The following is a 13706-nucleotide window of genomic DNA, read 5'->3' on the forward strand; positions in this document are numbered from 1 at the left end:
TTGCTCGCGGATTTGCGCGGCCAGTCCGGCACCCCACATGGGAATATCGTGGCGTCGCGATAAAGCGATGAATTAGAAGAGGTGAAAAATGGAAATCGGCAGTTTGGCGACGACCGCCGGCGACAGCGCCGCGTATACCCGCAGCAGTAATGCGGATGTCACGACGACCACGAAAGACGGGGTGGCAAAAACGGACGCAAGCGATAGTTCTACGCCTGCGTCGCAGGACGATGCGGTGGAGATCTCGCCGCAGGCCTACGCCGCCGCATCGAATGACGCATCGACCGATGCGGCGACGGACGTATCGACAACCGTGGCAACCGCCCCGTCAAGCGATGCAGGGGAAAGCACCGAACAGGCGAACGCGCAGCCAATGCGCTCGCTGGTCTATGGCGCGCTGGGTCTGGCGCGGCCCGATCAGCCGCCCGACCCCAACCACGCCTATTCGTTCGGTCGATGGCTTGCTGCGGGCATCACCATCGGCGGCCTGATTTCGCTCTTTATTTGAACGACGCGATTCAGCGAACCCTATCAAATCTACATCAGCCCTGCGGCAACAAGGCGCTTACTGACGGCAATCACGAGATACACAAGCAAGGCAATAGCGCCCGTCGTCGACAACAAGGCATCGAAGACATATTTCGGCGCCAGATAATTCGCGCCACAGGCCAAAAACGCCACAAGGCTTGACGCCATCACCGCGCGCGCCGGCACGCCATTAGCGGTCGTTCGCGTGATGAAGCGCAGAGCCTGATTTCGCCTGCCGAGCGAATACATCATCCGCGACGCCGTGCAGAGCGCGGAATTCAGACAGTTACCGATCACGACGAGAATCAGGCCATCGGTAATCAGTTGTGCATAGGGAATGTGAAAACTGTGCAGTACGACTTGGTACGCACCAAGGCGGCTCAAGTCGGGATCGTTCCACAGTACCGTGCAAATGATGAACAGCACCGAACCAATATAGAAAAGCGCAATACGCCACCCCACCAACGTAATCGCGCGCCCGACTTCTCTTGCGGGATTTTCCGATTCGGTGGCGGCAATCGTGACCACCTCGGTGCCGAGAAACGCAAACATCGTCGCCAGCAACGCGCCGACGATCGGCGCCAGGTGGACAGACGGCGGCAAGCCCGAAATCGCGGCAATGCCACAGCCAATGAAAAGCAGAATGCCGCTCACCTTGATAATCGCGAACCAGAACTCCAGTTCGCCGTAATTCTTCGCACTCGCGAGATTGGCGACGGTGAAACCGGCTGTCACCAGCACGGAAAGCTGCCAGACCGGCACATCAGGCGCCCAGCCGTTCAGGATGTTGGCGGCGGCCGTCGCTTCCAGCGGCACCACCAGCACCCAGAACCCCCAGTACATCCAGCCGATCGCGAAGTCGGCCCATGAACCGATCGCCTTGTCTGTGTAAGCGGACAACGATCCGGAATCGGGCATCGTGCAGGCCATCTCGCCGAGCATGCGCATCACTGTGACGACCAGCAGGCTGCCGAACACATAGGCGAGCAAGGCAGCGGGTCCCGCTTCGGCAATCACATGTCCCGAACCGACGAAGAGGCCCACGCCGACGCTTCCGCCGATCGACAGCATCACGACATGCCGTTGCTTGAGTCCATCGGCGAGCCGGTGCGAAGCCGGGCTCGTGTCTGCGCGCGGGTCGAGATCTTCGTAACCGGCGGCCACTCCATCGATCAAGCCAGGTTGCCTATCAATCTGCCGCATAGGTCTTCCTCCGTGTGTTTCGGGGACATCGTCAGGCATGTGGCCCTGATCGCTTTCATCATCCGGAGCCAAAAACGGTCGATATAGAACCTTTTCGACTGTCCCTATAACGATTGCGACAGCGACGCACCTGACGCCCCGCCTCCACGCGGAAACGCCGCACCGATACGCAATTTCAGCGAGTAAACCCTTATTTTTACTCCGTCTGCTTCAAATCTATACTTCGTCTACAATTTGTATACATTGATGTTGGACGTGAGAATACTCCGACATCAACCGACGGTCTGGAAGACGCCGTCGCGCTGTATGGGCCCGAGGGACGGCGCATGAAGCTGGTGCGCAATCGCCCGAAGGTGCGGTGGGTTTCAAAAGCGATATTGGAATTGGAAATGCAAACGGTTACCTCGCTCCCCGCGGACGACAAGATGTGTGGCTGGTATCACACGAGTCGCGCGCGCACGCCCAAAGCCGGCCATACGGGCGAAACAACGGCCCGCTGGGCCGTGATCGGCGCCGGTTTCACTGGTCTGGCCGCTGCCCGGCAGCTCGCACTGAACTTCCCCGACGACGAAGTCGTGCTGATCGAAGCGCAGGAGGTCGGCTTCGGCACTTCCGGGCGCAATGCCGGCTTTGCGATCGATCTGCCGCACGACATCGGCGCGGACGATTACATCGGCGACATCGACACGGCCAGGACCACGCTCAAGCTCAATCTGCTCGGCCAGACGATCCTGCGCGAGCTGGTCGGCGAGCACGGCATCGATTGCCATATGACGGCGTCCGGTAAATATCAGGCGGCCGTGGAGGAGCGCGGCGTGGCCGTGCTCGACGCCTATCGCCGTGGCCTCGACAAGCTGGGGCAACCGTACGAAGTGATCGATGGCGCGGCGCTGCCGGCGCACATCGGCACCTCGTTCTATCGCAAGGCGCTGTTCACGCCCGGCACGGTGCTGGTACAGCCCTCGGGCCTCGTCAAAGGACTGGCCGACTGCCTGCCGCCCAACGTCACGCTCCACGAACACACGCCGATCACCGATGTGGAATACGGCGAGAAAATCGTGCTGGCGCATCGCAACGGCCGCATCACGGCCGACAAGCTGGTGCTCGCCAACAACGCGTTCGGGATGCGCTTCGGCTTTCTGGAGCGCACGATGTTGCCCGTGTTTCTCTATGCGAGCCTGACGCGCCCGCTGACCGCCGCCGAGCAGGTGAAACTGGGCGGCAAGCCGTTCTGGGGCGTGATTCCCGCCGACCCGTTCGGCAGCACGCTGCGCCGCACGCACGACAACCGCATCCTGGTGCGCAACAGCTTCTCGTTCAATCCGGACGGCCGCCCGAAAGAGCAAAACCTCTCGCGCTTCGCGCAGCGCCATCGCCTGTCGTTCGAACGGCGCTTCCCGATGCTGCCGCAAGTCGATTTCGAATACACCTGGAGCGGCTCGCTCGCGCTCTCGCAGAACCACAAGGGTTTTTTCGGGCAACTGGCGCCGAACGTTTATGGCGCGCTGTGCTGCAACGGCCTTGGCATCACGCGCGGCACGGTGACGGGCACGCTGCTCGCCGACTGGCTCGCGGGCAAGTCCAATGAACTGACTAATTTCCTGCTCGAAACCTCGGGGCCGAACAAAGCGCCGCCCGAACCGTTCCTCTCGCTCGGCGTCAACGCGACGCTCTGGTGGGGCCAACGCAAGGCGGGGCTGGAAAGCTGATTCGCAAATCGACTGCGATGGACCGCGATAAATCGGCATGGACCTGCATATAGACCGATCGCACCTTAAACGAAGCACTGGACGAAGATAACGTGGTTCGCACCACGAAACATAGTGTCCGATTTCATGGAAGGAGACTGGCAATGTCGAACAATCACATATCCATCGAGGACGTCCCGCTCAATGGATTCCATCAGTTGCTGACCATCCGTTCGAGCGGTGGCTGGCTCATGGACGGCTATGTCCTGAGCATCATCGGCGTGGCGATGGTGCAGTTTTCCGCAGCGCTGGGTCTAACGAGCTTCTGGGAAGGCATGGTGGCCGCCTCCGCGCTCATCGGCATCTTTGTCGGCGGCTTTGCGGGCGGCTGGTTGTCCGACCGGCTCGGTCGTCAAAAGCCCTATTTTTTTGGCCCCGTCATCTTCCTCGTTTGCTCGCTCGCGCAATTCTGGGTGCACTCCGGCGAGACGCTTTTCGTGTTGCGCTTTTTGATCGGCATTGGCGTTGGCATCGAATATCCCGTGGCCGGTTCGCTGCTGGTCGAATTCATGCCGCGCAAGTACCGTGGCCCGCGTCTCGCGATGCTGACGATCATCTGGTTCCTCGGCGCGGCGCTTGCCTATATCGTCGGCAATCTGATTCTCAGCAGCGGCGCACCCGATGCGTGGCGCTGGGTGCTGGCGAGCCCGGCTGCGATCGGACTCGTGCTGTTCGTCGTGCGCATCGGCACACCCGAATCGCCGCGCTGGCTGCTCAGCAAAGGCCGCCGCGCCGAAGCCGAAGCGGTCATCAAGAAGGTCTACGGTCCGTCGTTCTCACTAAAGAATCTGCCCGAAGAAACGGCCGAAAAGAAGACCTCGCTGTGGGCCTTGCTGCACTCCGGTTATGGCAAGCGCATGTTGTTCGTCACGGTCTTCTGGAGCTGCTCGGTGATCCCTGTGTTCGCCGTCTATTCGTTCGCGCCGCGCGTGCTCGAAGCGCTCAACCTGACCGGCAAATGGGAATCGCTCGGCTCGGTCGCCATCACGCTGCTGTTCGTGGTCGGCTGCATCATCGCCACGCGCATCATCAACGTGATTGGCCGCCGCGCAATGGTGATTCACAGCTTCCTGTGGTCGGCGCTCGCACTGCTCGCGCTCGGCGCCTGCTCGAATGGCTCGGCGATTCTGATTCTCGTGCTGTTCGGCGCGTACGCGGTGCTGATCGGTGGCGCTCAGGTGCTGCAACTCGTCTATCCGAACGAAATTTTCCCGACCGATATTCGCGCCTTCGCAGTCGGCATGGGCGCTTCGCTTTCGCGCATTGGCGCGGCGATCGGGACCTGGCTCGTGCCCATCGCGCTCAATAGCGTCGGCATCGGCAACACCATGTATGCAGCGGCGGCGGTGTCGTTTGTCGGTCTCGCCGCATCGCTCGCGCTTGCGCCGGAAACGCGTTCGCTCAGCCTGCAGGAAGCCGCTTCGTTGAATCACTGACTCCTCGTTCTTATTTTCACGGAAAGACATCATGAACTTTGAAGGCATCTACACGCCGGCCATCACGCCCCTCGACACCACCGGACAGATCGACAAAAAGGCCTTTGCCGACGTGCTCGAATCGCTGATCGCGGCGGGCGTGCACGGCATCATCATCGGCGGTTCGACGGGCGAGTATTACGCGCAAACCGCGCAGGAACGCTTCGATCTGGGCAGCCTCGCGAAAGAAGTGATCGGCTCGCGCACCGCTCTGATCATCGGCACGGGCGCCGTGCGCACGGAAGATTCGGTCGAATATGCGAAGGCCGCGAAGGCAATCAAGGCGGACGCGATTCTGGTCGGCTCGCCGCCGTACGCCCTGCCGACCGAGCAGGAAAATGCCGAACACGCGCTCGCCATCGATCGTGCGGCGGATCTGCCGATCATGCTGTACAACTACCCCGGCCGCATGAGCGTCTCGATGGGCCGCGAATTTTTCCGTACCGTGTGTGCCGCGTCGAAGAACTTCGTCGCGATCAAGGAAAGCTCGGGACAGACGGGCCAACTGCATATGCTGGCGCGCGAATTCCCGAATCTGGCCGTGTCGTGCGGCTGGGACGATCAGGCGCTGGAATTCTTCGCCTGGGGCGCGCGTAGCTGGGTCTGCGCCGGTTCCAACTTCCTGCCGGCCGAGCACATCGCGCTGTACCGGGCCTGCGCCGTCGAAAAGGATTTCGACAAGGGCCGCCGCATCATGTCCGCGATGCTGCCGCTGATGGACTTCCTCGAAGAAGGCAAGTTCGTGCAGTCGATCAAGCACGGCTGCGAAATCGTCGGCCTGCGCAGCGGCGGCGTGCGCGCACCGCTCAAGGGTCTCAACGACGACGAGAAGCAGCGCCTGCAAACCATCGTCACTGAACTCAAGCGCGAAGTCACCTCTGTTGTCGGAGGCCAGGACTGATGGCCGATCTGCTCTGCGCTCAGGAATACGCGGCGCTGGCCGCTCAGTTGACCTTGCCGACCCAGGCCTTCATCGACGGCGCCTTCGCGCCGTCGATTTCGGGCGAAACGTTCACGACGACGAATCCGGCCACGAACGCGGTGCTCGCGGAAATCGCCGCGTGCAACGCCGCCGATGTCGATCGTGCGGTCGCCAGCGCCCGCGCGGCCTATCAGGATGGCCGCTGGCGTAACCTGCCGCCCGCGCGCCGCAAGTCGATCCTGCTGAAATTCGCCGATCTGCTCGAAGCGCACGCGCACGAACTCGCGACGATGGAGAGTCTGGACAGCGGCAAGCCGATCCGCGAATGCCAGAACACCGACGTGCCCGAAACAATCCATACGATTCGTTGGCATGCCGAACTGATCGACAAGATCTACGATTCCACTGCGCCGGTCGGTTCGAATGCCCTTTCGCTGGTCGTGCGCGAACCGATCGGCGTCGTCGGTCTCGTGCTGCCGTGGAATTTTCCGCTGCTGATGCTGGCGTGGAAGATCGGTCCGTCGCTCGCGGCGGGCTGCTCCGTCGTCGTGAAGCCCGCAAAGGAAACCACGCTCACGGCGCTGCGCGTGGCTCAACTCGCGCACGAAGCCGGCGTGCCCGCGGGCGTATTCAACGTGCTGCCCGGCGGCGGCAAGGAAGTCGGCGAGCCTTTGGGCCTGCACATGGACGTCGATATGGTGAGCTTCACCGGCTCCACCGCGACGGGCCGGCGCTTTCTGCACTATGCGGCCGAATCCAATCTCAAGCGTATTGTGCTAGAGTGCGGCGGCAAAAATCCGGCCGTGGTCCTGAAAGACGCGGACGATCTCGACGCCGTCGCGCAACACGTCGTCAATGGCGCGTTCTGGAACATGGGCGAAAACTGCTCGGCATCCTCGCGCCTGATCGTGCATGCCGACGTCAAGGACGCCTTGCTCGAACGCATCGGCGTGCAGATGCGCGAATGGAAGATGGGCGATCCGCTCGATCCGGAACACCGTATCGGCGCGATGGTCAGCCAGGCGCACTTCGAGAAAGTCCGCTCGTATCTGGAGCAGGCGCAAACGGAGCGACTACGCGTGGCGTTCGGCGGCGACACGGAGCACGGCATTTTTGTGGAGCCAACCGTGCTCGATGGCGTCGACGCAACAAGCCGCCTGTTCCAGGAAGAGATCTTCGGCCCGGTCCTTGCGGTGACCACGTTCAAGGACATCGACGAAGCGATCGAACTCGCCAACGACTCGGTGTATGGTCTGGCCGCTTCGGTCTATACCAGCAGCCTGAACAAGGCGATCCGCCTGTCGCGCGAAATCCGCGCGGGCGTCGTCACCGTCAACTGCTTCGGCGAAGGCGATATCACGACGCCGTTTGGTGGCTACAAGGAATCGGGCTTCGGCGGCCGGGACAAATCGGTGTGGGCGCACGACCAGTACACCGAGATCAAGACGATCTGGATCGACGTGCCCGCATGAGCGCGTAGAACACGGCGGGCGCACTGGCAAAATTGAATCATCAAAGCAGGTTCGAGGTATGAAAAGCAAGGATACGGCCACGCTGATAGGGCTCGTTGCGATCATGTTGTGGGCGTCGATCGTCGCACTGATTCGCGGTGTCAGCGAAAGCCTGGGCGCGACCGGCGGTGCTGCCATGATGTACACGGTCGCCTCCGTCTTTCTCGCGTTGACCGTCGGCTTCCCCAATCTCAGGCAATTTCCGCGCAATTATCTGATTTGGGGCAGCGCGCTATTTGTCGCCTACGAACTGTGTCTTTCGCTGTCGATCGGCTATGCCAATAGCGGCAGGCAGGCGATCGAAGTCGGCATGGTCAATTATCTGTGGCCGACTTTCACGCTGGTGTCGGCCATCGTGTTCAACAAGCAGAAAGCCAACCTGCTTGTCGTGCCCGGCTTCGTGCTGTCCATGATGGGAATCGGCTGGGTGCTCGGCGGCGATCAAGGCATCGATCTCGCGGGCATGCTGGCGAACGTCAAGGATAACCCGCTGAGTTACGGACTGGCATTCAGCGGCGCATTGATCTGGGCGGCGTATTGCACGGTGACGGCGCGCATCGCGAACGGCAAGAACGGCGTCACGCCGTTCTTCGTGCTTGTGTCGGCCGTACTCTGGATCAAATACGCGATCGAGGGTGGCGGCGCGATGAGCTTCGACATGCACGCGATGGTTTATCTGTTTCTGGCCGCGGCGGCGATGGGTTTCGGCTACGCGGCCTGGAACATCGGGATTCTGCATGGCAACGCCACGGTTCTGGCCGGCGCCTCGTATTTCATTCCGGTGATTTCCGCGGCGCTCGCCGCAACGCTCTTGCACGCGCCCCTATCCGACGCGTTCTGGCACGGCGCCATGATGGTCTGCACGGGGTCGATCCTGTGCTGGCTCGCCACCCGCCCTCGCCGCATCAAAGCGCCCGTGAACGCGCCGTCGAAGCGAATTGGGGAGCGAGTCTGACCACCCTGGCAGGGCGCGGGGAAGCGCCCGCCCGCTGTGTCGTGTGGTGGTTTTTCATTCGGCGATTTATAGTACACAAAAGGTAGACAGAGAATCCCGATGAAAACTAGCCCCGACGAATCCCCCATCGATAGCAACGTCCCCACCGACCGCAAGGCCGTACTGGCCGAAACCCTGCGCCGCCGCATCGTGAGCATGGAATTGAAGCCGGGAGCCGTGGTGGACGAACTGGCCCTGTGCGATGAATTCGGCCTGTCGCGCCCTCCCGTTCGCGAACTGATGCGCCAGATGGCCGCCGAAGGCTATATCGAACTGGAAGCCAATCGCGCCGCGCGGGTTTCATCGATGAACTATCACTCGCTGCGCAGCTTCTTCCTGGCCGCGCCGCTCATTTACGTCGCGACGACTCAACTCGCGGCAGCAAACGCCACCGCCGCCGACGTCGCGAAGCTGCGGAAAATCCAGAAGTGCTTCCGCGAGGCAATCGACGCTCATGACGTGGAAAATCGGGTTCTCTATAACGACCAGTTCCACCTCGAAATCGGCAATATGGCGCAGAACGATTATCTGATGCCCAGTCTGCGCCGCCTGCTGATCGATCACGCGCGGCTTGGCAAGACTTTCTATCGCTACCCTGCCACTGAAAACATGCAGCACGAAATGCATCAGGCAGCGCATCAGCATGATGAAATCATCGACGCTATCGAGCGCCGCGACACGGAACGCGCGGGCGAACTGGTGAGAGCGCATTGGGAGCTTTCGCGCCGTCACATGACGGACTATGCGATCCCGGAAGGGCTGGAAGTGCCGCTGAGTTTTGCCTGATCCGTTGATTCAGCCGGCCGGCGCTTGAACGCGCCGGTTATTTTCCAGATCTCTTTCGACCCATATTTGCCTGAATCCGCCATCTGGAATCGGGTGAACATCGGGGAACCGCATGGCCTGTTACGTTGTCTTCCCTACAATAGCTGGATGCGCCGGCATATAAGCCGTTGTCCATTGTGTTATCCTGGTAGGGTATGATGTACACCAGCCTGCACGCGAACTCGTGCCAGGCGGAGACAACCAGAATGGATGAACGAAAGCGCGACAGTATCGTGGCCTACCTGCAGCGCAGGATGGCCGAATTCAATATCACGCCCGAGGCGATCGCCGCATCGATCGCGGAAGATCAACGCCGCATACTTGCGGTGAAGTATCGCGATGCCTTTGGCAATGGATGGGACGGAGAAGGCGCAGCCCCGCAGTGGGTGGTCCAGGCGACCAGCGCAGGACAGTCCCTTGAACACTTCTCGGTTCGCAAGGCCCAGGAGAAACAATCAAACAAAACCGCCGGTGTAAACTGGCGCGATGACCCATTTGCGGGCACCAGGCTCGCCACAGTTAAAGCCGAACCGCTTCAAGCTCCCTGAGCCCGCTCCCCCAGCACTATTGGCGCCTGCATTGATTCCAGCCTTTTCTGCATCGTATTTGCTTGCGCGGGTTTGCGTGCTAAATATGCCACGCTATACAAGCGTATGATTCCGCCTGAGGAATTCCGTCATTAATATCGACAAGTGATGAAAGATCGGCCGATAAGCGCCGACTGGCGGAAATAGCCAGGATCAATCAGTTTGCCAATTCCGAGCGCTGTCAGCCTGTTCAGTTGACGTGTCGCCATGCTTACCCCCAATCCTCCCCACGTTTGATGGTCAGATTGTGGGGTAGCGAGCGAGAGGGATCAAGAACGTTCTCACCCCCAAAGCGCCGTAAAATAAGGCTCTTTAGATAGTAAGCGGGAGTCTTTGAGACAGGCTGGGAGCCTTTACTGGCGGAAAGCAGATGGAGTCGAACCATCCCGGGAACGGCTGACGTCCCCAACTGGATTTGAAGTCCAGCCGCACCACCCGATGCGATTGCCTTCCCTTGACCACAAAGAACCGCTGCATGACACGCAAAATCGAAGCGCACACCTGCACTGCCCTCGTCTATTCATAGCCATTCGCGCATAGGGCTATCGGGCCTCAACAAATGCAGATCGCGCTGAAAGCGAGTATATCCAACGCGATCGAAGAACTCCAGAATCTGGATCGCGCGCTTGCGGCCAAGTCCTGACGCATCGCGAAACGCCGCCGCGCCGACCCCCGTACCCTCGCCCGCTGCCGTGTGCGCGATCAGACGCGCCAGTTCACGCACCCTCTCCCGGTCATAAAACAGATCGCGCACGATCTGATATAGACGCCCCAGGCGCGCGAGTTTGCGCAGCAATGCGCGTACCTTCTCTTCCGGCTGCTGCACCTCGCGCGCGAGATCGCGCACCCACGGCGGATCGTAGCGTCCTTGCGCAATCAAGGGTATGAGCCGCGCCGCCAATGCCTCCTCTTCCGCATCCAGCGAGACCGCGTGCGATGGTAGATGCAGCCACGGCCCGCTGCGCGCCACACGTCCTTCCTCGACCAGGGCATCAACGGCTGCGCGCCAAACCGCGTCGCTCGCGAGCGGCGCCGCCATGCGCCGCAGGCGCGCGGCGTCTGGACCTTGCTCGTCGGGCACGCGCGCGTGAAAGTCGCCCAGCACATCCACGATGTGGGTGGCGAGGCGCGCCCAATGTTCGCGCGCGAGCAGCGTCGCGTCTTCGGCACGGCCTTGCGGCGCGATGACGACAACGTCGTCGGGCAACGCGAGCGTCGCAGCGTCGTAGCCCGTCAACTGTATCAATGCGCTACGCTCCAGCCCGTGCGGCGCCTGGGCGATCAGCGCATCCACACGCCCATCGTCGAGCCACTCGCGCAATGCGTCGAGCCACGCATACCGCTGCGGCGTGCGCCGTCGTCGCGCCGGGCCAAACGGGTCCAGCACACGGCCGCCGCCCACCGTGCGGCTCGCCTGCGCATTGCGCACGATGAAGCGGTCGCCAGGCATCGCCTGCAGCGGCGAATCGAACACGAGTTGCACGCGCGCCTGTTCGCCTGCCGCAAGTGCGTCGCCTTCGAGCAGCGCGACGTTCGCCATCCGATGCGTCGTGCCCAGATGCACGTGCAACGGCGTCCAGTGCTGCAACGTGATATCCGCATCGGCCAGCAATTGCAGTTCGACATCCAGCCGGGTGGCGGGCTGCGCGAGCCTCGCATCGACGATCCAGTCGCCGCGCGCGATGCGATCCTTGTCGATGCCGGTCAAGTTGAGCGCGCAACGTTGTCCCGCATGTCCCGTTTCTGCGGCGCGATTCTGCGCATGGATGCCGCGCACACGCACGGGTGCGCCAGCGGGTGCGAGCAACAGCGTGTCTCCCGTCTGCACATGTCCCGCGAACACGGTGCCGGTCACGATGGTGCCCTGCCCCGTCAACGTGAATACGCGATCAACGGCGAGGCGAAACAATCCGTCGTCGCGGCGCGATTGCCAGTGCGTCGCGCGCTCGCGCAAATACGCATCGAGTTGCGCGACGCCCGTATCATCCGGCACGCTTGCGTTCGTTTCGAAGATCGGCGCGTCGGCGAGTGAGGTCGGCGCGAGCCATGCCGAGATTTCCGCGCGCGCCTGCGCAAGCCGCTCGGCGTCCACACGATCCACCTTGGTGAGCGCGATCGCGCCGTGCAGCACGCCCAGCAATTGCAGGATCGCGAGATGTTCACGCGTTTGCGGCATCACGCCATCGTCTGCGGCGATCACGAGCAACGCAAAGTCGATCCCGCATGCGCCCGCAGCCATCGTATGCACGAGCTTTTCGTGCCCCGGCACGTCGATAAAACCAAGCACGTCACCGTTCGCAAGCGGTGTGTACGCGTAGCCAAGCTCGATCGAAATGCCCCGCGCTTTCTCTTCTTTCAGGCGATCCGTGTCCACGCCGGTCAGCGCGCGCACGAGCGTGGTCTTGCCGTGATCGATATGTCCTGCAGTGCCAACGATCACAGGCGCAACTCCGCGAGCTGCGCGACAAACGCTGCTTCGTCCGCGCTTTCGAGGCAACGCAGGTCGAGGCGCAAAGCGTCGTCGGCGATGCGGCCGATCACGGGACGCGGCAGTGCCCGTAACGCACGTTCAAGCTTGAGCAGCGCGCGGCCACTGCTGCCTTTTCCACGATGGCGCACGACAAGCCCGCTGCTCGGCAGCACGTCCACGGGCAACGCGCCGCTGCCGATCTGGCTGAACATCGGCTCGACGCTCACGTCGTAGCCTTCGCCCAGCGCGCGTTGCCAGGCGGACAACGCACGCGTCGCGGTTGCGTGCATTTCAGTGGCCGCGCGCGTGAGCAGGCGCAGCGTCGTCAGCCGTTCGCGTAAAAACTCGGGCGCCTGATAGAGCCTGAGCACCGGCTCCAGCGCCGCAAGCGTGAGCTTGCCCACGCGCAATGCCCGCTTGAGCGGATGCTTCTTGATCTTTGCGATCAATTCCTTGCGTCCGACGATCAGCCCCGCCTGCGGGCCGCCCAGCAATTTGTCGCCGCTGAAGGTCACGATATCCGCGCCCGCTTCCACCGTGGCGCGCACGGTGGGTTCGGCGGGCAGACCCCATTGCGTGAGGTCGGTGAGCGTGCCGCTGCCAAGATCCACCGCCACCGGCAGGCCATGACTACGCGCGAGCGGTGCGAGTTCGTCGAGCTCGACGCTCTTCGTAAAGCCGCTGATCGCGTAGTTGCTGCAATGGACTTTCATCAGCAGCGCCGTGCGTGCGCTAATAGCCGCTTCGTAATCCTTAAGATGCGTGCGATTGGTCGTACCGATCTCGCGCAGGCGCGCGCCGGCCCGGCTCATGATGTCGGGAATGCGGAACGCGCCGCCGATCTCGACCAGTTCGCCGCGCGAAACGATCACGTCCTTGCGCGCCGCCAGCGCGGAAAGCGTGAGCAACACGGCTGCCGCGTTGTTGTTCACGACGGTCGCCGCTTCGGCGCCGGTGAGTTCGCAGATGAGTTCGTCGATCAGATCGTCGCGATCACCGCGCTTGCCGGACGCAAGATCGAATTCGAGGTTCGCAGGCTGCGTGAGCGCTTGCACCACCGCGCTTACCGCTTCATCGGGCAACAAGGCGCGGCCCAGGTTCGTATGCAGCACCGTGCCGGTGAGATTGAATACCGCGCGCAGTTTGCCTCGCGCGCGTGCGTTCAAATTGCGATCGACATCGGCAATTACACGCTCGATTGAAAACGCCCCGGCATCGGCGCCAAAAGCGGAATCGCCCGCCTGCACATCGCGCCGCCATCCATCGAGCGTCGCGCGAATCGCCGCGAGCACCTGGGTGCGTCCATATTGCGCGATCAGCGGCTGCGCTTCGGTCGATGCAATCACGCGCTCCACAGCCGGCATCCGCGCCAGCAAGGCATTCAGCGCGCTCGCTTCCAACACGGGTTTCGCGCTCTGCTCCACGGTTTCAGTCATCGGAATC

Annotated in this window: 11 protein-coding genes and 1 tRNA gene; 8 read left to right on the forward strand and 4 right to left on the reverse strand. The window is 62.0% G+C overall.

The window, feature by feature from the left end; genetic code table 11:
* Positions 1 to 103 precede the first annotated feature (103 nt).
* Positions 104 to 508 (forward strand): hypothetical protein, encoded by a 405-nt coding sequence (locus tag B0G62_RS13410; RefSeq protein ID WP_146055268.1) that lies wholly within the window; start codon positions 104 to 106, stop codon positions 506 to 508.
* Positions 509 to 537: 29 nt separating this feature from the next.
* On the opposite strand, the gene B0G62_RS13415 is transcribed toward B0G62_RS13410, so the two are convergent.
* On the reverse strand, positions 538 to 1731 hold the full coding sequence (locus tag B0G62_RS13415; RefSeq protein ID WP_103704665.1) for an amino acid permease: 1194 nt from the start codon (positions 1729 to 1731) through the stop codon (positions 538 to 540).
* A gap of 389 nt (positions 1732 to 2120) precedes the next feature.
* Here B0G62_RS13415 and B0G62_RS13420 point away from each other — a divergent pair, with 389 nt between their 5' ends.
* From B0G62_RS13420 to B0G62_RS13450, 7 genes are all read left to right on the forward strand, one after another.
* A complete protein-coding gene (locus tag B0G62_RS13420; protein ID WP_103704730.1) occupies positions 2121 to 3440 on the forward strand; it encodes an NAD(P)/FAD-dependent oxidoreductase in 1320 nt (439 codons plus the stop codon).
* A 143-nt stretch (positions 3441 to 3583) separates the two neighbouring features.
* A complete protein-coding gene (locus B0G62_RS13425) occupies positions 3584 to 4915 on the forward strand; it encodes an MFS transporter (RefSeq protein WP_103704666.1) in 1332 nt (443 codons plus the stop codon).
* Between the two features lie 31 nt (positions 4916 to 4946).
* Positions 4947 to 5855, forward strand: coding sequence for a dihydrodipicolinate synthase family protein (locus B0G62_RS13430; protein ID WP_103704667.1), 909 nt, complete (start codon positions 4947 to 4949; stop codon positions 5853 to 5855).
* Positions 5855 to 7348: an aldehyde dehydrogenase gene (locus tag B0G62_RS13435; RefSeq protein ID WP_103704668.1), complete on the forward strand. Its 1494-nt coding sequence runs from the start codon at positions 5855 to 5857 to the stop codon at positions 7346 to 7348. The genes B0G62_RS13430 and B0G62_RS13435 overlap by 1 nt, the downstream gene beginning before the upstream one ends.
* 58 nt (positions 7349 to 7406) lie before the next feature.
* Complete coding sequence (gene yddG / locus B0G62_RS13440; RefSeq protein WP_103704669.1) at positions 7407 to 8342, forward strand: aromatic amino acid DMT transporter YddG; 936 nt, start codon at positions 7407 to 7409, stop codon at positions 8340 to 8342.
* A gap of 99 nt (positions 8343 to 8441) precedes the next feature.
* The gene (locus B0G62_RS13445; protein ID WP_103704670.1) at positions 8442 to 9167 is read left to right on the forward strand and encodes a GntR family transcriptional regulator; all 726 of its coding nucleotides are present in this window, start codon (positions 8442 to 8444) and stop codon (positions 9165 to 9167) included.
* Between the two features lie 245 nt (positions 9168 to 9412).
* Positions 9413 to 9754 carry an H-NS family nucleoid-associated regulatory protein gene (locus tag B0G62_RS13450; protein WP_244193224.1) on the forward strand — a complete coding sequence of 114 codons (342 nt, stop codon included), beginning with the start codon at positions 9413 to 9415 and terminating at the stop codon, positions 9752 to 9754.
* Between the two features lie 396 nt (positions 9755 to 10150).
* On the opposite strand, the gene B0G62_RS31645 is transcribed toward B0G62_RS13450, so the two are convergent.
* The 3 genes from B0G62_RS31645 to selA all read right to left on the reverse strand — a co-directional run bounded on the left by B0G62_RS31645 (position 10151) and on the right by selA (position 13699).
* Positions 10151 to 10246, reverse strand: a tRNA-Sec gene (locus B0G62_RS31645).
* 67 nt (positions 10247 to 10313) lie between these two features.
* Positions 10314 to 12233 (reverse strand): selenocysteine-specific translation elongation factor, encoded by a 1920-nt coding sequence (gene selB / locus B0G62_RS13455; RefSeq protein ID WP_103704671.1) that lies wholly within the window; start codon positions 12231 to 12233, stop codon positions 10314 to 10316.
* Positions 12230 to 13699, reverse strand: coding sequence for an L-seryl-tRNA(Sec) selenium transferase (gene selA, locus B0G62_RS13460; RefSeq protein WP_103704672.1), 1470 nt, complete (start codon positions 13697 to 13699; stop codon positions 12230 to 12232). Before selA ends, selB begins: the two co-directional genes overlap by 4 nt.
* Positions 13700 to 13706: the final 7 nt, after the last annotated feature.

The organism is Paraburkholderia eburnea, from assembly GCF_002917095.1.
GTDB classification, from domain to species: domain Bacteria; phylum Pseudomonadota; class Gammaproteobacteria; order Burkholderiales; family Burkholderiaceae; genus Paraburkholderia; species Paraburkholderia eburnea.